This is a genomic window from Ancylobacter sp. Lp-2 (genome assembly GCF_020523795.1).
GTDB lineage: Bacteria > Pseudomonadota > Alphaproteobacteria > Rhizobiales > Xanthobacteraceae > Ancylobacter.
Genome location: NZ_JAJALI010000002.1, coordinates 238,186 through 258,627, shown reverse-complemented (window position 1 = coordinate 258,627; position 20,442 = coordinate 238,186). Strand labels below are relative to the sequence as shown.

The 20,442-nt window shown below is 67.5% G+C and carries 20 protein-coding genes and 1 pseudogene; 12 read left to right on the top strand and 9 right to left on the bottom strand.

Annotated elements, in window-relative coordinates; translation table 11 throughout:
* The first annotated feature begins 92 nt into the window (after positions 1 to 92).
* Positions 93 to 1,361, top strand: coding sequence for a CaiB/BaiF CoA-transferase family protein (locus tag LGR54_RS05840; RefSeq protein WP_230361026.1), 1,269 nt, complete (start codon positions 93 to 95; stop codon positions 1,359 to 1,361).
* Positions 1,358 to 2,182, top strand: coding sequence for an enoyl-CoA hydratase/isomerase family protein (locus tag LGR54_RS05835; protein WP_230361025.1), 825 nt, complete (start codon positions 1,358 to 1,360; stop codon positions 2,180 to 2,182). The genes LGR54_RS05840 and LGR54_RS05835 overlap by 4 nt, the downstream gene beginning before the upstream one ends.
* A gap of 50 nt (positions 2,183 to 2,232) precedes the next feature.
* On the opposite strand, the gene LGR54_RS05830 is transcribed toward LGR54_RS05835, so the two are convergent.
* The gene (locus tag LGR54_RS05830; RefSeq protein ID WP_230361024.1) at positions 2,233 to 3,255 is read right to left on the bottom strand and encodes an LLM class flavin-dependent oxidoreductase; all 1,023 of its coding nucleotides are present in this window, start codon (positions 3,253 to 3,255) and stop codon (positions 2,233 to 2,235) included.
* 132 nt (positions 3,256 to 3,387) lie between these two features.
* Positions 3,388 to 4,275, bottom strand: coding sequence for a LysR family transcriptional regulator (locus tag LGR54_RS05825; RefSeq protein ID WP_230361023.1), 888 nt, complete (start codon positions 4,273 to 4,275; stop codon positions 3,388 to 3,390).
* An 88-nt stretch (positions 4,276 to 4,363) separates the two neighbouring features.
* Here LGR54_RS05825 and LGR54_RS05820 point away from each other — a divergent pair, with 88 nt between their 5' ends.
* Positions 4,364 to 4,780 (top strand): CidA/LrgA family protein, encoded by a 417-nt coding sequence (locus LGR54_RS05820; RefSeq protein WP_230361022.1) that lies wholly within the window; start codon positions 4,364 to 4,366, stop codon positions 4,778 to 4,780.
* Positions 4,758 to 5,465, top strand: coding sequence for an LrgB family protein (locus LGR54_RS05815; protein WP_230361021.1), 708 nt, complete (start codon positions 4,758 to 4,760; stop codon positions 5,463 to 5,465). The genes LGR54_RS05820 and LGR54_RS05815 overlap by 23 nt, the downstream gene beginning before the upstream one ends.
* Positions 5,466 to 5,500: 35 nt before the next feature.
* Here the strand turns inward: LGR54_RS05815 and LGR54_RS05810 are convergent, their stop codons facing one another.
* On the bottom strand, positions 5,501 to 7,177 hold the full coding sequence (locus LGR54_RS05810; RefSeq protein WP_230361020.1) for a B12-binding domain-containing radical SAM protein: 1,677 nt from the start codon (positions 7,175 to 7,177) through the stop codon (positions 5,501 to 5,503).
* 267 nt (positions 7,178 to 7,444) lie between these two features.
* Between LGR54_RS05810 and LGR54_RS05805 the strand changes: the two genes are divergently transcribed.
* The 8 genes from LGR54_RS05805 to LGR54_RS05770 all read left to right on the top strand — a co-directional run bounded on the left by LGR54_RS05805 (position 7,445) and on the right by LGR54_RS05770 (position 15,660).
* The gene (locus tag LGR54_RS05805) at positions 7,445 to 8,266 is read left to right on the top strand and encodes a FadR/GntR family transcriptional regulator (RefSeq protein WP_230361019.1); all 822 of its coding nucleotides are present in this window, start codon (positions 7,445 to 7,447) and stop codon (positions 8,264 to 8,266) included.
* Positions 8,267 to 8,433: 167 nt separating this feature from the next.
* On the top strand, positions 8,434 to 9,633 hold the full coding sequence (locus LGR54_RS05800) for a mandelate racemase/muconate lactonizing enzyme family protein (RefSeq protein WP_230361018.1): 1,200 nt from the start codon (positions 8,434 to 8,436) through the stop codon (positions 9,631 to 9,633).
* 11 nt (positions 9,634 to 9,644) lie between these two features.
* Complete coding sequence (locus tag LGR54_RS05795) at positions 9,645 to 10,415, top strand: SDR family oxidoreductase (RefSeq protein ID WP_230361017.1); 771 nt, start codon at positions 9,645 to 9,647, stop codon at positions 10,413 to 10,415.
* Positions 10,416 to 10,503: 88 nt separating this feature from the next.
* A complete protein-coding gene (locus LGR54_RS05790) occupies positions 10,504 to 11,538 on the top strand; it encodes a TRAP transporter substrate-binding protein (protein ID WP_230361016.1) in 1,035 nt (344 codons plus the stop codon).
* A gap of 141 nt (positions 11,539 to 11,679) precedes the next feature.
* Positions 11,680 to 12,261: a TRAP transporter small permease gene (locus tag LGR54_RS05785; RefSeq protein WP_230361015.1), complete on the top strand. Its 582-nt coding sequence runs from the start codon at positions 11,680 to 11,682 to the stop codon at positions 12,259 to 12,261.
* Positions 12,258 to 13,538 carry a TRAP transporter large permease gene (locus tag LGR54_RS05780; protein ID WP_230361014.1) on the top strand — a complete coding sequence of 427 codons (1,281 nt, stop codon included), beginning with the start codon at positions 12,258 to 12,260 and terminating at the stop codon, positions 13,536 to 13,538. The genes LGR54_RS05785 and LGR54_RS05780 overlap by 4 nt, the downstream gene beginning before the upstream one ends.
* A 53-nt stretch (positions 13,539 to 13,591) precedes the next feature.
* On the top strand, positions 13,592 to 14,629 hold the full coding sequence (locus LGR54_RS05775) for an L-idonate 5-dehydrogenase (RefSeq protein ID WP_230361013.1): 1,038 nt from the start codon (positions 13,592 to 13,594) through the stop codon (positions 14,627 to 14,629).
* A 188-nt stretch (positions 14,630 to 14,817) separates the two neighbouring features.
* Positions 14,818 to 15,660: a quinoprotein dehydrogenase-associated SoxYZ-like carrier gene (locus LGR54_RS05770; RefSeq protein WP_230361012.1), complete on the top strand. Its 843-nt coding sequence runs from the start codon at positions 14,818 to 14,820 to the stop codon at positions 15,658 to 15,660.
* Between the two features lie 97 nt (positions 15,661 to 15,757).
* Here LGR54_RS05770 and LGR54_RS05765 read toward each other — a convergent pair whose 3' ends face one another.
* The 6 genes and pseudogenes from LGR54_RS05765 to pqqA all read right to left on the bottom strand — a co-directional run bounded on the left by LGR54_RS05765 (position 15,758) and on the right by pqqA (position 20,331).
* Positions 15,758 to 16,123 carry a hypothetical protein gene (locus tag LGR54_RS05765; RefSeq protein WP_370638161.1) on the bottom strand — a complete coding sequence of 122 codons (366 nt, stop codon included), beginning with the start codon at positions 16,121 to 16,123 and terminating at the stop codon, positions 15,758 to 15,760.
* Positions 16,124 to 16,317: 194 nt separating this feature from the next.
* A complete protein-coding gene (locus tag LGR54_RS05760; RefSeq protein WP_230361011.1) occupies positions 16,318 to 17,022 on the bottom strand; it encodes a hypothetical protein in 705 nt (234 codons plus the stop codon).
* A gap of 29 nt (positions 17,023 to 17,051) precedes the next feature.
* Complete coding sequence (pqqE, locus tag LGR54_RS05755; protein WP_230361010.1) at positions 17,052 to 18,203, bottom strand: pyrroloquinoline quinone biosynthesis protein PqqE; 1,152 nt, start codon at positions 18,201 to 18,203, stop codon at positions 17,052 to 17,054.
* Positions 18,200 to 19,255 (bottom strand): annotated as a pseudogene (pqqC, locus tag LGR54_RS05745) (pyrroloquinoline-quinone synthase PqqC). The gene pqqE and the pseudogene pqqC overlap by 4 nt, the downstream one beginning before the upstream one ends.
* A complete protein-coding gene (pqqB, locus tag LGR54_RS05740) occupies positions 19,252 to 20,196 on the bottom strand; it encodes a pyrroloquinoline quinone biosynthesis protein PqqB (protein ID WP_230361481.1) in 945 nt (314 codons plus the stop codon). The pseudogene pqqC and the gene pqqB overlap by 4 nt, the downstream one beginning before the upstream one ends.
* A 57-nt stretch (positions 20,197 to 20,253) precedes the next feature.
* Positions 20,254 to 20,331 (bottom strand): pyrroloquinoline quinone precursor peptide PqqA, encoded by a 78-nt coding sequence (pqqA, locus tag LGR54_RS05735; protein WP_213354238.1) that lies wholly within the window; start codon positions 20,329 to 20,331, stop codon positions 20,254 to 20,256.
* Positions 20,332 to 20,442 lie beyond the last annotated feature (111 nt).

The following is a 20,442-nucleotide window of genomic DNA, read 5'->3' as shown; positions in this document are numbered from 1 at the left end:
CTCCGCGTCACCGTTCCCCCCGGGGAACGGCTTCCGCATTCGTAATTATTGATTGTGCATGCGGGACTCGCCCGCAGAAAGGCTCGAAACCGATGACCGATCTTCTGGACCATTCGCGGGAGAAGCCGGCCACCCAGCGCCGGGCCGACGAAGCGCCGGCACCGCGCCCCCTCCCCCTGACCGGGGTGCGCGTGCTCGACGTCAGCCAGGTGATGGCCGGGCCCTATAGCTGCATGCTGCTCGGCGATCTCGGCGCCGACGTCATCAAGATCGAGCCGCCGGGCACCGGCGACCAAACGCGCGGCGCCATGGGATTCAAGATGAAGGGGCCCGACAGCATGGGCTTCCTCAACATGAACCGCAACAAGCGCTCGGTGGCGGTGAACCTGAAGAGCGAGGCCGGCCGCGAGCTGTTCTACGAGCTGGTCAAGAGCGCCGACATCCTGGTCGAGAACTATCGGCCCGGCGTGATGAAGAAGCTGAAATGCGACTACGAGACGGTGCGCCAGTACAATCCGCGCCTCGTCTATGCGTCGATCTCCGGCTTCGGCCAGTCCGGTCCCTGGGCCGGCCGGCCCGGCTTCGACCTGATGGCGCAGGCCATGTCCGGCGTGATGAGCGTCACCGGCCATCCCGGCGGGCTGCCGGTGAAGGCCGGCGTGCCCGTGGCCGATATCGGCTGCGGCCTGTTCGCCACCTATGCGGTGCTCGGAGCCTATATCGGCGCCAAGAACACCGGCGAGGGCCAGTATATCGACGCCTCGCTGTTCGAGGCGGCGCTGGCCTTCTCGGTGTGGGACATCTCAGAATATTGGGGCCGCGGCACCGAGCCGATCCCGCTCGGCACCGCCAACCGCATGAGCGCGCCCTATCAGGCGGTGAAGTCCAAGGACGGCTATTTCGTCATGGGCGCTACTAACCAGAAGCTCTGGCTGCTGCTCTGCGACACGCTCGCTCGCCCCGAGCTCGTCGAGGATGCGCGCTTCAAGACCAATCCCGACCGCCTCGCCCATCGCGAGGTGCTGATCGAGGAATTGGAGAAGACCTTCGTCACCCGCACCTCGGACGAATGGGTGGAGGCGCTGCTCGCCGTCGGCATCCCGGCCGGCACCATGTATACCTATCCCGAGGCGTTCGAAAGCGAGCACGGGCGCCATCGGCAGATGCGCATGGAGATCGACCACCCGAACGAGGGCAAGGTGTCGAATATCGGCTTCGCGGTGAAGCTCACCGGCACGCCGCAGGAGGTTCGCCGCCATCCGCCGCTGCTCGGCCAGCACACCGACGAGGTGCTGAAGGAGATCGGCCTCGATAGCGCCGCCATCGACGCCCTCACCGCTCGCGGAGCCTTTGCGTCATGAACGCCGTCGCCAAACCAGAAGCCGGCCAGCCGGTGGACCCCACTGCCGAGGACGCCCAGGGTGCCCTCCGTCTCGCAATCGAGGGAGCGGTGGCCCGCCTCACCTTCGACCGGCCGGCGGCCCGCAACGCCATGACCTGGCGGATGTATGAGCAGCTCGCCGAGGCCTGCCGCACCATCGCCGCCACGCCCGCGGTGCGGGTGGCCGTGCTGCGCGGCGCCGGCGGCAAGGCGTTCATCGCCGGCACCGATATCGAGCAGTTCCGCTCCTTCACCTCCGGCGCCGACGGCATCGCCTATGAGGAGAAGGTCGAGCACTATGTCGGCGCGCTGGAAGCGCTCGCCGTGCCCACCATCGCCGTGGTGGAGGGCTGGGCGGTCGGCGGCGGCATGGCGCTCGCCAATGCCTGCGATTTCCGCGTGGCGACGCCGGGCTCGCGCTTCGGCGTGCCGATCGCCCGCACGCTTGGCAACTGCCTGTCGGCGTCCAATGTGCAGCGTCTGGTGGCGACGCTCGGAGTCAGCCTGGTCAAGCGCATGCTGCTGCTCGCCGAAACGCCGAAGGCCGAGGAACTGCCGGCCGGCTATGTGACGGTGGTGCCGCCCGAGCAGCTCGACGCCCATGTCGAGGAACTGTGCGCCCGCCTCGCCGCGCACGCGCCGATCACCCTGCGCGTCACCAAGGAGATGCTGCGCCGGCTCGCCCATGATCCCGACGCCGCCGACGCGGATCTGGTGCGCGAGACCTATGGCTCGGCCGATTTCCGCGAGGGCGTCGAGGCCTTTCTCGGCAAGCGCCCGCCGAACTGGCGCGGAGAATAGCGGCGGGCGGCGAGAGGCGCCCCCCTCGCCGCGCCTTCTTCGCAGGTCGCTCAGCGCCAGCCCATGGCCGGCGCCACATGCTTGAGGATCGCTTCGATGACATGGGCGTTGTAGGCGACGCCGAGCTGGTTCGGGACGGTGAGCAGCAGCGTGTCGGCCTCGGCGATCGCCTCGTCGGCCTTCAGCTGCTCGACAAGCGCGTCGGGCTCGGCGGCGTAGGAACGGCCGAAGATGGCGCGGGTCTTCTCGTCGATGAAGCCGATCGAATCCGCCTCCTGCCCGGAGCGGCCGAAATAGACGCGGTCCTGATCGCTCACCAGCGCGAAGATGCTGCGGCTGACCGAGACGCGCGGCTCGCGCTGATGTCCCGCCTCCTTCCACGCCGCGCGATAGGCGCGGATCTGCGCCGCCTGCTGCACATGGAACGGCTCGCCTGTCTCGTCGTCCTTCAGCGTCGAGCTTTGCAGGTTCATGCCGCGCTCGGCGGCCCAGATCGCCGTCGCATTGGAGCTGGCGCCCCACCAGATCCGCTCGCGCAGGCCTTCCGAATGCGGCTCCAGCCGCAACAGGCCCGGCGGGTTGGGGAACATCGGGCGCGGATTGGGCTGGGCGAAGCCCTCGCCCTTCAGCACTTCCAGCAGCGCCTCGGCGTGATGCCGGCCCATATCGGCGTCGCTCTGCCCCTCAGGCGGTGCGTAGCCGAAATAGCGCCAGCCATCGATCACCTGCTCCGGTGAGCCGCGGCTGATGCCAAGTTGCAGCCGCCCGCCGGCGATCAGGTCGGCGGCGCCGGCATCCTCGGCCATGTAGAGCGGGTTCTCGTAGCGCATGTCGATGACGGCGGTGCCGATCTCGATGCGGCTGGTCCGCGCCCCGACCGCCGCCAGCAGCGGAAACGGCGAGGCCAGCTGGCGGGCGAAATGGTGCACGCGGAAATAGGCGCCGTCGGCGCCAAGCTCCTCGGCGGCGACCGCCAGCTCGATGGATTGCAGCAGCGTATCCGCCGCCGAACGTGTCTGCGAATGCACGGAGGGCGTCCAATGCCCGAATGACAGAAAACCGATCTTTTTCACGATGATCCCGCGACTGGGAAAGGGGAAGATTCCCGGTAAGTTTAGGCCGGCCGCCGGGTGACGCCTATGCGGATCGCGCGAGCAACGGTGCACGGCAGGGATGCGTGCCGGGTATGCTCGAAGCGGCCATGCTCAGGCCGGGCGGCCGTGTACCTCGCGCACCAGCGCCAGCCACGCCTTCGCCGCCTCCGAGAGGAAGGCGCCGCGTCGCCAGACCATCGCCATCACCCATTCGGTGCCGGGCTCGTCGAGCAGCACCTGCGCGACCGCCGGCGTGCGGCGCTGCTCGGCGATCAGTCGCGGCAGGAAGGCGACGCCGAGCCCGGCCGCCACCAATTGCACCATGAAATCGATCTGGCTGCTCTGCGCCACCACATCCGGCTCGAAGCCCGCCCGCCGGGCGGCGTCGAGGATGATGCGGTGCAGGGTGAAGCCGCTGTCGAACAGGATCAGCGGCGTCTCCCTGAGGTCGCTCATGGCAAGGCTGTCGCGCGTGCCGAGCGGATGCGCCGCCGGCAGCAACGCCACCAGCGGCTCGCCCCCGACCTCCTGCCACTCGAACTCCTCCGCCGTCGGCAGCAGCATGCCGGCGAAGTCGATCTCGCCGGCCCGCAGGCTCGCCTCCAGCTCGTCGCTGCCATGCTCGGTCAGCCTCACCTCGATGCCGGGGTAGCGGCGGCGATAGATGGCGAAGAGCGGGGCGAACAGCGTCGCGCTGCCGACCGGCGGAAGGCCGAGCTTCAGCACGCCGCGCTTCAAGCCGCGAATCTCGTCGAGTTCGGCGAGGAGATCGTCGCGGTCGGCGAGCAGCTTCACGCCCCGGCGATAGACCACCTCGCCCACCGGCGTCAGCACGCTGCGATGGCCGATGCGGTCGAGCAGCGGCGTGCCGATCTCGTCCTCCAGCTGCTTCACCGCCTTGCTGACGGTGGACTGGGTGGCGAACACCGTCTTGGCGGCCTGCGAGAAGCCGCCCTGCCGCACGACCTCGACAAAGGCGCGAAGGGTTCGGAAATCCATAAAATTCCATAATGGAATAAACTGTAGTCAGTCAATTCATTTTGATCATGGTGCATCGCGGCATACATAGGGCGGCGAGAGGTATGTCATGTCGTCCCGCACCGTCACCGCCCGCGCCACCCATGTCCTGCGCCACAGCGCGCCACTGCAGGTCGGCGTCGTCATCGGCTTCTGGCTGGCCGGCGAGGGAATCGTGCGGTTGTTCGGCCTGCCCCTGCCCGGCGGCATCGTCGGGCTGGTGATCGTGCTGGCGCTGCTCGCCAGCCGGCGCGTCAGGACGCGCAGCATGCGCCGGGGTGCCCAGTGGCTGCTGGCCGACATGCTGCTGTTCTTCGTGCCGGCAGTGCTCGCCGTGCTCGATCACCAGGAGTTGCTCGGCCTCACCGGGCTGAAGATCCTCGCGGTCATCCTCGTCAGCACGGTCAGCGTGATGATCACCACCGCCTTCACCGTCGACCGCTGCTATCGCTGGAGGGCCGATCATGCCGGATCCGCTCCTCATTGATTCCGCCCTGCGCATCCTGCTGTGGTCGGCCGTCACGGTCGGCTTCTACTGGGGCGCCAAGCAGATTTACCGCCGCTGGCCGCGCTGGTGGCTGTCGCCGCTGCTGGTCACGCCGGTGCTGATCGCCGCCGTGGTGCTCGCGCTGCATGCGAGCTACCGCGACTATATCGGCGGCACGCACTGGCTGGTGCTGCTGCTCGGCCCGGCCACGGTGGCCTTCGCGATCCCGATCTACGAGCAGCGCGGGCTCATCCGCCGGCACTGGCCGGTGCTGCTGATCGGCATGCTGGTCGGCAGCGGCACCTCGGTGCTGACCAGCTGGGCGCTGGCGACGCTCGCCGGCCTCGACGGTGCGCTGCGGCTCAGCCTGCTGCCGCGCTCGATCAGCACGCCCTTCGCCATGGAAGTGTCCGGCGATATCGGCGGCATTCCCGATCTGACGGCGGTGTTCGTCGTGATCACCGGCATTGCCGGCGCGGCGATGGGCGACATCATCCTGGCACGGGTGCCGATCGCCTCGGCGCTCGCCCGTGGGGCGCTGTTCGGCGTCGGTGCGCATGGCGCCGGCACCGCCCGCGCCGCACAGATCGGCGAGACGGAAGGCGCCGTCGCCGGGCTGGTTATGGTGCTGGTCGGGCTGCTCAACGTGCTGGCGGCCCCGCTCGTCGCCCAGCTTCTCCGATAGGGCGCGCCTCTGCCTGAGGAGGATCGGCCGCGCGTTCAGGCGTGTGCCGCGCGCAGGCCGGGGATGGCGAGGACCGGTTCTTCCAGCACCTCCGCCGGCATGATCGCCGGCTCGTGCCAGCGGCCTCCCTCCAGCTCGGCTATGCGGGCGTCGAGTTCGGCGATGACATGGCGGGAGAACGGATAGAGGTGCAGGTACAGCACCATGTTCATCATCGCCGCCTCCAGCGCATCGGGATTGCGGCGGGCGCAGTCGATGAAGGTGGCCCAGAAGTGCCGGGCGATGTCGCGCCCCTGGAACGTCAACCGCCCGCAGGCGCGCATCAGCAGAGGAAGCTCCTTCATGGCCTCGCGCAGGCGTAGCTTGGGGCCGAGCGGGCGCCGCTTCAGCTTGTGTGTCATCTCCCGTACCCGCTCGAAGAAGGCCTGTGGCGCATAGATCTCCTCGATCACCCGCCGATAGTCCTTCAATATCTCGACGCGCGGGCGCAGCGTGGTGAAATTGAGCCCACCGGTGCACTGGTCGCCGGCCTCGGGGAGCGCGACATTGTAGCCCTCGAACAGCCGCCCCTCGCGCCGCAGCCGCCGCATCAGCTGGGTGTTGGGCAGCGCGTGCAGCAGCCCGACCATGGCGACAGGAATATTGCTGGACTGCACGCAGTCGATCATCGGCGTCGCCATGTCGCCGCGCTCGGTGTCGAAGCCGACGATGAAGCCCGCCGTCACATAGATGCCGGCGGCATAGATGCGCTCGACACTGTCGGCGATGCTGCGCCGGGTGTTCTGCTTTTTCTGCATGGCGACCAGCGTTTCCTGGTCGGGGCTCTCGATGCCGGTGAAGACCACGAAGAAATTCGCTGCGCTCATCAGGCCGAGCAGCTCGGCATCATCCGCGAGGTTGAGCGACGCCTCCGTCGAGAACATGAATGGATAGCCGTTGGCCTCCTGCCAGCGAATGAGCTCCGGCAGGAATTTCTTGATCGCCTTCTTGTTGCCGATCAGATTGTCGTCGACGAAATCGACATGTCCCTCGTAGCCAAGCTGCCTGAGCCGGTCGAGTTCGGCGAGCATCTGGCCGTTGGTCTTGGTGCGGGGAACCCGACCATAGAGCTCGATGATGTCGCAGAACTCGCAGGTGAACGGACAGCCGCGCGAGAACTGCACGCCGACATAGAGATAATCGTGGAAATTGATCAGGTCGAAGCGCGGTATCGGGCTCGCCTCGACATTGGCCTTGAACTTCTCGGCATCGAAGCGCCCGGTCTGCGCCCCGCTTTCCCACGCCTCGACGAAACGGTCGATGATGCCCTCGGCCTCGCCGAGGACGAGAAAGTCGGCGCCGGCATAGACATCCGGGTTGGAGGTCGGGTCCGGCCCGCCGATGCAGACCGGCTTGCCGAGGCCCTGGCAGCGATCGATGACCGCCAGCGTGTCGTTCTGCTGCGGCAGCATCCCGCCGGTGAGCACGAGGTCGGCCCATAGAATATCGTCGTCGCGCAATTCGCTGACGTTGCGGTCGACCAGCCGAAGCTCCCAGCTGTCCGGCAGCAGGGCGGCGAGCGTCATCAGGCCGAGCGGCGGCGCCACGCTGCGGGCGCCGTAGAGCTCGTAGGCCGGCCGGAAATTCCAGAAGGAATTGGGATTAAAGCGAGGAAAGACCAGCAGCACACGCGGGCTGGACCGAGAAATACGGGATGCGTCTTGTTCGTGCATCTATTGACCTCAATGAAAAACACGGATCAACCGACTGCCAACATTGTAATCTTGCGAGGCAGCTTAGCAGATTGCTCCTCGCCTCCTATCGAAAATGCATGGCTCGCGGATCACAACATGCCGCGCACCCTTCCCGGACACCGATAAGTCGGCTCGGCCTTTCCCGTGCCTTCTGCGGGCGAAGCAGAACAGCCAAAAGTGGCCGAAAGCAGCCCGTGGGAAAAAGAGGGCTTTGACTCCCCAATCATCATACGTATGATGTTTCGCATGACGCTTTATCGCAGCACCCTCGCCCGGCTCGGCAAGGATATCTGTGCCGGGATCTACCCTCCCGGCCAGGTGATCCCGGCAGAGCCCGTCCTGTGCGCCCGGCTGGGGGTCAGCCGCATCGTGGTGCGCGAAGCGATCAAGGGCCTCGCCTCTAAAGGCATGGTCGAGGCGCGCCGCCGCACCGGCACGGTGGTGCTCGATCAGAGTCGCTGGAGCCTGCTCGACCCGGAGGTGATGATCTGGCGCGCCGAGGCCACCGGCATCGACCGGGCGCTGGCCAACGACATCATGGAACTGCGCCGCATCGTCGAGCCCGCCGCGGCCCGGCTCGCCGCCGAGCGGGCCAGCGCGGTGGAACTGGCGGCGCTGCGCGCGGCCTTCGACGCCATGGCCGGCGCGGTCGCCAGCCAGCCCGACTATGTGGCAGCCGATCTCGCCTTTCACGACGTCATCATCCGGGCCTGCGCCAATCCCTTCGTCAGCCAGTTGCAGAGCGTGATGTCGACTGTGCTGCGCATCGGCTTCGAGCGGGTGGCCGCGACGCCCGGCGGCCCGGAGCGCTCGCTGCCGCTGCACCGTACCGTCTGCGAGGCGATCGAGCAGCGCCGGGGCCTCGAGGCCGAGGCGGCCATCCTCGCCCTGCTCGACCTCGCGGAGAACGACCTGCGGCAGATCCTCGACGCCGAGGGCTCGATGAGCGCCGAACCGCCGGCCGCCGCGCGCAAGCGCGCCGCCCCGTCCTCCCGCCGCCAAGCGGGCACGAACAACGACAAGAACAAATCCAGGAAGGAAACCCATGACGATGCCGTTCCGAGCTAGGCCCGCGCCACCCGCCCGACGGGCCGCCCCCTCCACGGAAATCTCTCGCCGGTGATCGCCGCCGCGCGACCGCCTGCGGTGTCGCGCGCTCCGGTTGCCTTCGTCGGCCTCGTCTGCCGCGCGGTCGCGAACCTGTGTCCTGTGCCGGCTTCACATTCGTTGCGAACATGAAAATCACCGCCATCGAGACCATACGCCTCGCCGAATTCGCCAATCTGCTCTGGGTCCACGTCCACACCGACGAGGGCGTTGTTGGCCTGGGCGAGACCTTCTACGGCGCCGCCGCCGTGGAAGCGCATATCCACGACACGCTGGCCGGCCGCCTGCTCGGCCGTGACCCGCTGCGCATCGAGGCGCTGAACCGCGAGATGTTGAACCTGCCGCTGGCGCAGGCCTCGACCGGTGTCGAATACCGCGCCGCCTCCGCCATCGACTTCGCGCTGTGGGACATTTTCGGTAAGGTCTGCAACCAGCCGGTCCACCAGATGCTCGGCGGCCTCGCCCATGACAAGCTGAGGCTCTACAACACCTGCGCCGGCTACAAATATGTCCGCTCCATGAGCATCAAGCCGGTCTCCACCTGGGGCATCGGCGAAAGCGAAGGTCCCTATGAGGACCTCGACGCCTTCATGAAGCGCGCCGACGAGCTGGCGGAAAGCCTGCTCGACGAGGGCATCACCGCCATGAAGATCTGGCCCTTCGACCCGGCCGGTATCGAGACCGGCGGCAACTACATCACCGCCGAGCAGATGAAGGCGGCGATCGTCCCGTTCGAGAAGATCCGCAAGGCGGTGGGCGACAAGATGGAGATCATGGTCGAGTTCCACTCGCTGTGGAACCTGCCGACCGCCAAGAAGATCGCCCGCGCGCTCGAGCCCTACGCGCCGACCTGGTACGAGGATCCGATCCGCATGAACTCGCCGCAGGCGCTGGCGGAATATGCCCGCTCGACCACTGTGCCCGTATGCGCCAGCGAGACGCTCGGCTCGCGCTTCGCCTATCAGGACTATCTCAATGTCGACGCCGCCGGCGTGGTGATGGTCGATCTGTGCTGGACCGGCGGCCTCACCGAGGGCCGCAAGATCGCCGCGCAGGCCGACACCTATCACCGCCCCTTCGCGCCGCATGACTGCACCGGGCCGGTCGCCTTCATCGCGGCGATCCATTGCTCGTTCAGCCAGCCCAACACGCTGATCCAGGAATCGGTGCGCGCCTTCTATCACGGCTGGTACAACGAGCTCGTCACCACAATGCCACGCATCGAGAACGGCTACGCCTATCCGATGGAAGGCCCCGGCCTCGGCGTCGAGCTGCGGCCGGAAATCTTCAAGCGCGACGACCTCACCGTCCGTCGCAGCGCGCTCTGAGGGAGGCCTGCATGTCGCTCGAACTGTTCTCGCTCGAAGGCAGGACCGCCCTGGTCACCGGCTCCGCGCGCGGCCTCGGCCTCGCCATCGCGCGTGGCCTCGGCAAGGCCGGCGCCAGCATCATCCTCAACGGCACCGATGCCGGGCGGACCGCCGCCGCCGCCGTGGCCCTCGCCGCCGAGGGGCTGAACGCCACCGCGCTGGCCTTCGACGTCGCCAATGACGAGGCGGTGCTCGCCGCCTTTGCGCGCCTCGACGCCGAGGGCCGAGAGGTGGACATCCTCGTCAACAATGCCGGCATCCAGTTCCGCAAGCCGATGCTGGATCTCGATCCGGCCGACTGGCGGCGCGTCATCGACATCAACCTCACCAGCGCCTTCCTTATCGGGCGCGAGGCGGCGCGGCGGATGATCGCCCGCGGCCGTGGCGGCAAGATCGTCAATATCGGCTCGCTGATGAGCGAAGTGGCCCGTCCGACGGTTGCGCCCTATACGGCGGCCAAAGGCGGGATCAAACTGCTCACCCGCTCCATGGCTGCCGAATGGGCCGAGCATGGCATCCAGTCCAATGCCATCGGCCCCGGCTACATGGCGACCGACATGAACGAGGCGCTGATGAACGATCCCAAGTTCGACAGCTTCGTGAAGGGCCGCACCCCCACGCGGCGCTGGGGGCTGCCGGAGGAGCTTGTCGGTGCGGCGGTGTTCCTCGCCTCGCCGGCCTCGAACTATGTGAACGGCCAGATCATCTATGTCGACGGAGGCATGCTGGCCGTTCTCTAGACCACCGCGGCGCCACCGCGGAAAGACCCAGACCCAAAGACTGAAGACCCAAAAGAACAACAACAATATTCCCAAGGAGAGAACCCCGATGAAGTCCCATCTTGGCATGAAGCCTCATCTTGGAATGCGCGTCGCCTATGCCGCCCTGATCGCCGCCACCGCCCTGCTCGGTGCCGGCACGGCTTCGGCGGAGATCAAGGCGAAGATCGGCCACGCCATGCCGGATTCGCACCCGCAGGCGGCGGCGATGAACAAGTTCGCCGAGCTGGTCGGCACCTACACCAATGGCGACGTGAAGGTGCAGACCTATTCCGGCGCCCTGCTCGGCAGCGACGAGAAGCAGCTGCAGGCGGTGCAGGCCGGCACCCAGGAATTCTACATCGGCACGCTGGCGCCGCTGTCGACCCGGGTGAAGGAAGTGCAGATCTGGGATCTGCCCTTCATGTTCCAGAACACCAAGGAGGTCTACGCGGTCCTCGACGGCCCGTCCTCCAAGAAGATCTTCGAGAAGCTGGAGCCGACCGGCCTCGTCGGCCTGACCTGGAGCGGCATGGGCTTCCGCAACCTGTCGAACAGCCGGCACGCGGTGACCAAGCTCGAGGACGTGTCGGGGCTGAAGCTGCGGGTGATGGCCAATCCGGTGGCGCTCGACACCTGGAAGACCATCGGCGCCAATGCCACCCCGATGCCGTTCTCCGAGGTGTTCCCGGCGCTGGAGGTGAAGGCCATCGACGGGCAGGAGAACCCGCTGCTACACATGTACGCCAACAAGATGCAGGAAGTGCAGAAGTACATCTCGCTGACCAACCACGTCTACACGCCGGTGGCGCTGGTGGCGTCGAAGAAGTTCTGGGACAAGCTGACCCCGGCCGACCAGGACGGCATCCGCAAGGCGGCGATCGAGGCCGGCCTCCTGCAGCGCAAGCTGCTCGACGAGGGCGACCGCGAGGTCATCGGCAAGTTCAAGGAGGCCGGCGTCGAGGTCGACGCGGTGCCGCCGGAGCAGCTCGCCCGCATCCAGGACCAGGTGAAGCCGGTGGTCGCCAAGTTCAAGGACCAGATCGGCGGCGAGTTCGTCGACGGCTTCTACGCCGAGATCGCCAAGGCGCGCGCCGGCAACTGAGCCGATCCGGGGAACGGGCGGTTCGCTCGCGGGCCACCCGTTCCCTTCGTCTTTCCGATCGCCTGAGGAACGGCACGATGCCCACGGCATCGACGGCCGGGTCGGCGTGTCCGTGCCCCTCCCCACTCCCGAGGTGTTCCGATGAACCAGCTGCTGAAAGCGGCGGTCGCCGCGTTCTACCGCCTGCTCGAAGTCGTCATGGTCCTGTGCATGGTGGTCATGCTGGTCATGGTCTTCGGCAATGTGATGCTGAGGCTGTTCTTCAACAGCGGCATCGATCTTTCCGAGGAAATGCCGCGCTTCGCCTTCGTGTGGCTGACCTTCCTCGGCGCCATTGTCGGCCTGCACCGGCGCGCGCATCTCGGCGTCGACATGGTGGTGCGGGCGCTGCCGCTGCTCGGCCGCAAGATCTGCTGGGGCCTCAGCCAGGCCATCATGCTCGTCTGTGCCGGCTACATCCTGTACGGCACCTGGCTGCAGCACGAGATCATCGCCGGCAACGCCTCGCCGGTGGCGCAGATCTCGACGCTCTGGGTCTACGGCGTCAGCTACGTCACCGGCACCGCCATCGGCATCATCTGCATCGCCAATCTCATCCGGCTGTCCCTCGGCCTGGTCGAGGAGCACGAGCTCATCGACGTCAACGAGGAAGGCATGTCGGAGGTGCAGGAGATCGAACACGAACTCGCCGACCAGGCTGCGCACAAGGGGGCCGCCCGATGATCGTCCTCGTCTTTGTCGGCTCACTGCTCGCGCTGATGGCGCTCGGCATGCCCGTGGCCTTCGCGCTGATCGGCTGCGGCCTCGTCATGATGTTCTACATGGGGTTCACCGACCCGCAGATCATCATCCAGAACATGTGGGACGGCGCCAACTCGTTCCCGCTGCTCGCCGTGCCCTTCTTCATGCTGGCCGGCGAGTTCATGAACGCCGGCGGCATGACCCGGCGCATCATCACCATGGCGATGGCCTGGGTCGGGCATATACGCGGCGGCCTCGGCTATGTCGCGGTGATGGCGGCGGTGATCATGGCGTCGCTGTCCGGCTCGGCGGTGGCCGATACCGCCGCGCTCGCCTCGGTGCTGGTGCCGCTGATGCGCAACGCCGGCTACGACGTCAACCGTTCCTGCGGCCTGATCGCCTGCGGCGGCATCATCGCGCCGGTGATCCCGCCCTCGATCGGCATGATCATCTTCGGCGTCACCGGCGGGGTGTCGATCACCAAGCTGTTCATCGCCGGCATCGTGCCGGGCATCCTGATGGGCGTGGCGATCATGCTGGCCTGGCGCTGGTGCATCAAGCACGACAATCCGCGCACCGAACCCAAGCGCAGCATGGGCGAGCGGCTCGCCGAGACGCGCGACGCCTTCTGGGCGCTGCTGCTGCCCATCGTGATCATCGGCGGTCTGAAATTCGGCATCTTCACCCCGACCGAGGCGGCGGTGATCGCGGCGGTCTACTCGCTGTTCGTCGGCGTGGTGATCTATCGCGAGATCAAGCCGCGCGACCTGTTCCACCTCATCTATCGCGCGGCGGAGACCACCGCCGTCATCATGTTCCTGGTCGCCGCCGCCGGCGTCTCGGCATGGCTGATCACCACCGCCGATATTCCCCAGGCCTTGGCCGGACTGGTCGAGCCTCTCATGGGCAGCCCGATGCTGATGACGGCCGCGCTGATGGTGCTGGTGCTGGTCGTCGGCACCGCGCTCGACTTCACCCCGACGGTGCTGATCCTCACCCCGGTGCTGATGCCGGTGATCAAGCAGGCGGGCATCGACCCGGTGTATTTCGGCGTGCTGTTCATCATGAACAACGCGCTGGGGCTGGTGACGCCGCCGGTGGGCACCGTGCTCAACGTGGTGTGCGGCGTCGCCAAGGTGCCGATGAGCGGGGTGATACGCGGCGTGCTGCCCTTCCTGATCGCCCAGACAATCGTGATGTTCCTGCTGGTGCTGTTCCCGCAGATCGTCATGTGGCCGCTCGCCTGGATGACCCGGTGACTACCGGGTATCCGCCTGCCGTCCCCTCGCTTCCCGCCCAAGGACCTACGACCATGCGTGCCATCGTCCTCCATGCCCCGCACGATCTTCGCATCGAGCCGATGCCGGCGCCGGCGCCGGGACCGGACGAGGTCACGGTACGCATGGGGGCGGGCGGCATCTGCGGCTCCGACCTGCATTATTTCCATCAGGGCGGATTCGGCACGGTGCGGCTGATGCAGCCCATGGTGCTCGGCCACGAGGTGGCCGGCACGGTGGCGGCGCTGGGCGCCAACGTCACCTCGGTGGCGGTCGGCGACCGCGTCGCGGTCAATCCCTCGCGGCCATGCGACGCCTGCGACTATTGCCGGCGCGGCCTGCGCAATCAGTGCCTCGACATGCGCTTCTACGGCAGCGCCATGCGCTTCCCGCACATGCAGGGCGCCTTCCGGGAGGAGATGACCATCCCGGCGGCGCAGGCGGTCAAGGTCGGCGGCGAGGTCGATCTCGGCCTTGCCGCGCTGTGCGAGCCCTTCGCCGTGGCGCTGCACGCGGTGGCGCAGGCCGGCCCGCTCGACGGCCGCACGGTGCTGGTCTCCGGCTGCGGTCCCATTGGCTGCCTGGTGATCGCCGCGGCGAAGCTGGCCGGCGCCGCCGCGATCGTCGCCACCGACATCACGCCCGAGCCGCTGGCCATCGCGGCGAAGCTGGGCGCGACGCGCTGCGTCGACGTGTCCGGCGGCACCGACGCGCTCACCGATCTCGGGCAGGACAAGGGACGCGTCGATGCCGCGCTCGAATGTTCCGGTAATGCGCGGGCGCTGGCGGGCGCCATCGGGCTGGTGCGCCCGCGCGGCACGCTGGTACTGGTCGGCCTCGGCGGCGACCAGCCGCTGCCGATGAACACCATTGTCGCCAAGGAACTCGCCATAAAGGGCAGCTTCCGCTTCGACGAGGAGTTCGCCCGCGCGGCGCAGCTGATCTCCGACGGCGAGGTTGATCTTCGCCCGCTGCTCACCGGCAGCCTGCCGATCGAGGAGGCCGAGGCCGCCTTCGCCCTCGCCTCCGACCGTCGACGGGCGATGAAGGTACAGTTCCGCTTCGGCGACTAAGCTGTCGGACGAAGGCCACCGCGCCGTCCGCGTACCGCCGCGCGAGGAACGCACGGCCATGCCGTCGATGGCGGCCCGGCCCGGGCCGCAAGTCGATTTGACCTGCAATCCACGGCATGCCGGCCTATGATGGCGGCTTGAACCGCCGGGCGGCAAACGACCCGGCGGGCATACCGGGAGACAAAGCCATGCGCCTCGCCAAGGCGACCTTCAAGGCGACCCTTGCCACCGTGGTCCTGGCAGCCACGCTGCTGGCCGCCCTCACTGCTGCCGGCTCGGCACAGGAAGCGGGCGCCGACGCCACCTGGCAGGCCCTGAAGCCCGACGTGTTCGGCGAACGGCCGGTGGTCGACGCCGGGCCGCTGATGACCCTCACCGCGCCGGTCCGGGCGGAAGACGCCGCCATGGTGCCGGTCGAGATCGCCGTGGCACTGCCGGCCGGCGATACGCGCACGGTGCAGAAGCTCACCCTGATCGTCGACGAGAACCCCGCGCCCGTCGCCGCCACCTTCACCTTCGGCGGCGAGCGCCGCGACCTCACCCTCGCCACCCGCCTCCGGGTGAATTCCTACAGCTATGTGCGGGCGGTGGCGCAGCTCTCCGACGGCTCGCTGCAAATGGCGCAGCGCTTCGTCAAGGCATCGGGCGGCTGCTCCGCCCCGGCGATGAAGGACGAGGAAGCGGCGCTCAGGAATATCGGCCAGATGAAGCTGCGGCTGGTCCAACCCGGCCAGCAGGGCGACGCCACCCAGGCGAACCGCTTCTCGCGCGTCCAGCTGATGATCCGGCACCCGAACTATTCCGGCCTGCAGATGGATCAGGTCACCCGGCTCTACATTCCCGCCAAATATGTCGACCGCATCGAGGTGAAGCAGGGCGACGCGCTCATCCTGTCCATGGAGGGCGGCATCTCGTTGAGTGAGGATCCGAACCTGCAATTCTCCTACGAGCCGACCGGGCAGCAGATCCATGTCGATGCCGGCGACACCGACGGGCGCAGCTTCGAGGGCGAACTCAAGCCCGCCGGCTGAGGCACCGCGCCACTCCCGCGCGCCGACGTTTCCCGAACCGCCAAACACGAACGGCGCCCCTCCAAAGAAGGGCGCCGTTGTCGTTTGTAGCGGACGATCAATAGAAGCAGGTGACCTCGGCCTCGGCCTGGGCGCGGCGGAGATCGGCGACGATGTCGCGGAACATGCCGGTGGAGCGGAACACCTCGGCCTGCTGCCCCGCGACCTGGCCGACGCTCATGATCGTCTCGGCCTCCACATATTTCTCGTAAGGCAGGATCGTCGCGATGGTGTCGATGGAACAGGAACACTTTTCCAGCGCCGGCCGGGTCTGGCCGTTCGACGCCATGCAGCCGAACACATAGTCGGCCCGCGCCACCGTCGGGTAATCATTGACGAAGCCCGGCGGCACGTTGGCGGTCGGCGCCGGCCGGCTCACCCCCGCTTGCCCGACCAGCAGGCCGGCGGGATCGCTCCCCGCCATCGCGCCGGGTGCGGCGGTCGCGCCGGCCTGCGATGGTGACGTACCGTCCTGGGCAGAGGCGGTGCCGGCGGTGATGGACAGGCAAAGGCCGATGGCGGCCGCGACCAGAATGCGCATGGCGTTGCTCCCTTTCTTCGCCGTTGGCCGGCGTTCCGCGTTCTCCGGCTCCGCCATGCGGAGCGCGGATTGAAAGCTCACTTGGCCGGCGAGGACGCCGCCCCATCAATGAGGGTCAGCTTGGTCTCGATCAGATTAGCCCCGCCATCTGCCGGCGGCGTCACCACGCGGATCGCATAGAGGCCGCCGGGCACCGCGTCGGAAAACAGGAACTCGTAGCGCCGGTTGATGATCTCGGCGAGCTGCTGCTTGTGCGGGTCCTGGGCGAAGGGAACCATGCTCATCTTCCAGCCGGCGACGGACTTGCCGTCATAGTCGAAGCTGGCCGGTTCCACGGTAGCTTCGCCCAGAGCGGTGCGCAGGCGGTTGCGGATATAGAACGGGCTGCCCTTGCTGAGATCGGTGATCTCCTTGGCCTCGCGCTCCATCAGCACCAGCGTCAGCGGGTTGCTGAGCGCGGGGAACGGGCCGGCGCCCTGGTCGGCGTTGCCGCGTCGTATGTCCACCTTGGCCATCTGCTTGGAGGCGTCGTCCGCGGCGGGTGTGAGCGTCAGTTGCATCTTCTCGTCGAAACTGTCGCCGAGATCCTTGCGCGCCGTGGTGTGGGCGTAGTCGTAGGAAAGCTGGGTGCCGTTCGGCAGCTTGGCGAGATAGGGGGTCTCGAAGAACAGCTCGATCGGGCCCGGCTGGGCGATCGCCGCCCGTACCGGCAGCACGGCGGCGCCGGCAAGCATCGGCAGGGTCGCGGCGAGGGCGAGGCGGAGCAGAAGTGAACGGGGCATCAGGCGCATGCGTATCTCCGGGGAAGGCGTCACTGCGCCCGGTCGGGCGTCGAGAAGCGGCGATAGTCGTATTCCGCCACGTCGGCCGCCGCGTCGGCCTCGGCCAGCGCCAGCAGATGGGCGTGCAGCGGCGATTTGTGGCAAGCTGGATCCGTGGCCGCAGCGTCGCCGGCGATCGCCATCGCCTGGCAGCGGCAGCCGCCCCAGTCGATTTCCTTGCGCTCGCAGGAGCGACAGAGATCCGGCATCCAGTCGGTACCGCGGAAGGCGTTGAAGGCCGGCGAGGCCTGCCAGATCTCGGCGAGGGAGTGCTCGCGCACGTTCCAGAAGTCGAGGCTGGGGATCATCTCGGCAGCGTGGCAGGGCAGCACCTTGCCCGACGGCGTGACGTTCAGCGACTGCCGACCCCAGCCATTCATGCAGGCCTTGGGGTATTTGGCGTAATAGTCCGGCACCACCGCGTCGATGGTCAGCACGCCCTTCAGCCGTACCCGCGCCTCCTCGACCACGTCGAGCGCCTTGAACACCTGCTCCCGGGTCGGCATCAGCGCGCCACGGTTGCGCAGCGCCCAGCCGTAATATTGCGCATGGGCGATCTCGATGCGCCTGGCGCCGAGCGACAGCGCCAGTTCGAGGAAGTCGGGGATCTGGTGGATATTGGCCCGGTGCACCACCGAATTGATGGTCAGCGGCAGGCCGAGCCGGCGCACCTCGCGGGCCACCGCCAGCTTGCGCTCATGCGCACCCTTGAAGTTGGACACATGGTCGGTCACCTCCGGCGTCGCGCCCTGGAAGGACAGCTGCACATGGTCGATGCCGGCGTCGGAGATCGCCTGCAGCCGCTCCGGGGTGACACCGACGCCGGCGGTGATGAGGTTGGTGTACAGCCCCACCTTCACGCAGTGGCGGATCATCTCCTCGAGATCGCGGCGGGCGGTCGGCTCGCCGCCGGACAGGTGCACCTGCAACACCCCGAGCTTCGCCGCTTCCTCGAAGACGCGCAGCCAGGTGGCGGTGTCGAGCTCGGCATTGCGACGGTCGAGCTCGACCGGATTGGAACAATAGGGGCACATGAGCGGGCAGCGATGCGTCAGCTCGGCCAGCATGCCATAGGGAATCGGCAGCGGGGCCCGCAGCGGCGCCGGCGCGGCGTGGGAAGCGACGTTCACCCTCTCGTTCATGAGCTCACCTCCACCATGCCCTTCTCGGCGAGACCGGCGAGGAAGGCGTCGACATCGGCGGCGACGCGCCCGCGCTCGACGGAGAAGGCGAGGATCAGGTCGTCGATGATGGCCTCGATGGTCCGCTCGCCGTCGACCCGCTTGAGGATCTCCACCGCCACCGGGTCGGGCTGCAGCACCCGCTCGGGCGCCAGCAGCACCCATTGGCCGCGCGCTTCGTCATGGCGCAGCCGCACGCCACGGGCGAGCTTGGGAACGCCGTTGGCGGGAAGCCGGGTGCTGGTGGTTTCTGCGGTCATTCAGGCCTCCTGCGCCACCCGCGCGGCCTGCGGCACGAAGGCGCCGGGATAAGGCATGGCCGGGTCGACATAGGCGAAATAGAGCGCGTCGAGCTGCACCCACAGCACGTCGCATTTGAATTCCAGCGCCCGGATCACCGCCTGCTGCTCTTCCGGCGTGCGGGCGTGGCGCTTGACGTAGTCGAGCGCGAAATCGGCATCGCGCGGCGCCTCGGTGAGGCGCTTGTCGAAATAGGCCAGCGTCTCCCTGGAGACGAAATCATAGTTCTTCAGCATGCCCGCCACACGCTCGCCGATGATGCCCGGCGAGAACATCTCCGTGAGCGAGGAGGCGATGGCCTCCAGCAGCGATTTGTCGCGCACGAAATGCACATAGGCGTCGACGGCGAAGCGGGTGGCCGGCAGCAGCCCGGCGAGCGAAGTCACGTAGTCACGGTCGAGGCCGAGCCCGTCGGTGAGCTTCAGCCAGCGGGCGATGCCGCCCTCGCCTTCCCGGTCGCCGTCATGATCGATGATGCGCTGGCGCCAGACGCGCCGCAGTTCCGGGCTCTCGATCCGCGCCAGCACGGAGGAGTCCTTCACCGGGATCATCGCCTGATAGTAATAGCGGTTGAGCGCCCAGGCCTGCACCTGGCCGAAGTTCAGCTCGCCGCCATGCAGCAGCTTATGGAAGGGGTGCAGGCTGTGATAGCGACGCCGGCCGACGTCGCGCAGCCGCGCCTCCAGTTCCTCCGGCGAGAGCAGCGTCGTCATGATGCGGTCTCCATCGTTGCCCCCGCGGGCACGATTTCCATGCCGTCCTCGGCGATCTCCCATCCCGCCGCCTGCGCGGCGAGGCGTTCGGGCGAGCCTTCGATCAGCACGGGGTTGGTGTTGTTGATGTGCACGTAGATCTTGCGGCCGACGTCGAGGTCGGCGAAGGCGGCGATCGAGCCGCCCGTCCCCGACATCGCCATGTGGCCCATGCGGGCGCCGGTCTTGGTGCCGACCCCAGCGCGGATCATCTCGTCGTCCTGCCACACCGTGCCGTCGAACAGCACGGCGTCGGCCCCGGCGATCCGTGCTGCCAGCGCCTCGGTCATCCGCGCGCAGCCGGGGATGAACAGCACCCGAGAGACGCCGTCGCTGAGTTCGACGCCCACCGTCTGCTCGCCTTCCAGCGTGGTGTCCACCGCGCCATGCGCGGCGATCTCGCCGGCTTCCAGATAAAGCGCGATCTTGCCGGGCACGGAAAAGATCTCCGCCGTCACGCCCTCGACCAGTTCGAAGGCGGCATCGAGCCCGACGGGCCGGCGCTCCACCACACCCTCGGCGAGAACGTCGAAGGCCGGGTTGGCGCGCAGCCCGCCATGGATCGCCGCCGTCGCCAGCAGCGCGAAGGGCTGCCCCTCGCGCAGGCTGAGCAGGCCGGCGACATGGTCGATGTCGGCATTGGTGAGCAGCACGGAGGCCACCGGGGTGTGCCGGCGGCCGCGTTGCGGCTGCAAGGCCGGCAGGGACTGGATCTGCGACAGGATCTCGGGCGCGCAGTTGATCAGCGCCCAGCTTTCACCGTCGGCACTCACCGCGATGGAGGTCTGGGTGCGCCGCCGGACGCGCGGATCGCCTTCCCAGGCGAGCGTGCAAACCGGGCATCGGCAGTTCCACTGCGGGAAGCCGCCGCCGGCCGCGGAGCCGAGAACCATCAGCCGCAAGCGGGGCGAGCGTTCGGGCATGATGCTGCCTCGGAGGCCCGCCCCGCCCCTTTGAACTCAGAAGTCCGCCGGCATATACGCGTTGACTTCGAGACCGACGCAAACTTCGACGATACGCGGGGTGTTCCAGGCCATTTCCACTTCCTCCAGGTTAAAACGTCTCTCTATACTTTTCTAAGAAGTTTATAAGAGACAATCGCCACTTACTTTTCGTGGCGACAACAATATTAGTGTGAGCACTCCGAC

What these genes read in the sequence shown, in the direction of transcription:
- LGR54_RS05840 (WP_230361026.1), top strand. Translation starts at nt 93, where the DNA reads ATGACCGATCTTCTGGACCATTCGCGGGAGAAGCCGGCCACCCAGCGC.
- LGR54_RS05835 (WP_230361025.1), top strand. Translation starts at nt 1,358, where the DNA reads ATGAACGCCGTCGCCAAACCAGAAGCCGGCCAGCCGGTGGACCCCACT.
- LGR54_RS05825 (WP_230361023.1), bottom strand. Translation starts at nt 4,275, where the DNA reads ATGGATTTCCGAACCCTTCGCGCCTTTGTCGAGGTCGTGCGGCAGGGC.
- LGR54_RS05820 (WP_230361022.1), top strand. Translation starts at nt 4,364, where the DNA reads ATGTCGTCCCGCACCGTCACCGCCCGCGCCACCCATGTCCTGCGCCAC.
- LGR54_RS05815 (WP_230361021.1), top strand. Translation starts at nt 4,758, where the DNA reads ATGCCGGATCCGCTCCTCATTGATTCCGCCCTGCGCATCCTGCTGTGG.
- LGR54_RS05810 (WP_230361020.1), bottom strand. Translation starts at nt 7,177, where the DNA reads ATGCACGAACAAGACGCATCCCGTATTTCTCGGTCCAGCCCGCGTGTG.
- LGR54_RS05805 (WP_230361019.1), top strand. Translation starts at nt 7,445, where the DNA reads ATGACGCTTTATCGCAGCACCCTCGCCCGGCTCGGCAAGGATATCTGT.
- LGR54_RS05800 (WP_230361018.1), top strand. Translation starts at nt 8,434, where the DNA reads ATGAAAATCACCGCCATCGAGACCATACGCCTCGCCGAATTCGCCAAT.
- LGR54_RS05795 (WP_230361017.1), top strand. Translation starts at nt 9,645, where the DNA reads ATGTCGCTCGAACTGTTCTCGCTCGAAGGCAGGACCGCCCTGGTCACC.
- LGR54_RS05790 (WP_230361016.1), top strand. Translation starts at nt 10,504, where the DNA reads ATGAAGTCCCATCTTGGCATGAAGCCTCATCTTGGAATGCGCGTCGCC.
- LGR54_RS05785 (WP_230361015.1), top strand. Translation starts at nt 11,680, where the DNA reads ATGAACCAGCTGCTGAAAGCGGCGGTCGCCGCGTTCTACCGCCTGCTC.
- LGR54_RS05780 (WP_230361014.1), top strand. Translation starts at nt 12,258, where the DNA reads ATGATCGTCCTCGTCTTTGTCGGCTCACTGCTCGCGCTGATGGCGCTC.
- LGR54_RS05775 (WP_230361013.1), top strand. Translation starts at nt 13,592, where the DNA reads ATGCGTGCCATCGTCCTCCATGCCCCGCACGATCTTCGCATCGAGCCG.
- LGR54_RS05770 (WP_230361012.1), top strand. Translation starts at nt 14,818, where the DNA reads ATGCGCCTCGCCAAGGCGACCTTCAAGGCGACCCTTGCCACCGTGGTC.
- LGR54_RS05765 (WP_370638161.1), bottom strand. Translation starts at nt 16,123, where the DNA reads ATGGCGGGGAGCGATCCCGCCGGCCTGCTGGTCGGGCAAGCGGGGGTG.
- LGR54_RS05760 (WP_230361011.1), bottom strand. Translation starts at nt 17,022, where the DNA reads ATGCCCCGTTCACTTCTGCTCCGCCTCGCCCTCGCCGCGACCCTGCCG.
- pqqE (WP_230361010.1), bottom strand. Translation starts at nt 18,203, where the DNA reads ATGAACGAGAGGGTGAACGTCGCTTCCCACGCCGCGCCGGCGCCGCTG.
- pqqA (WP_213354238.1), bottom strand. Translation starts at nt 20,331, where the DNA reads ATGGCCTGGAACACCCCGCGTATCGTCGAAGTTTGCGTCGGTCTCGAA.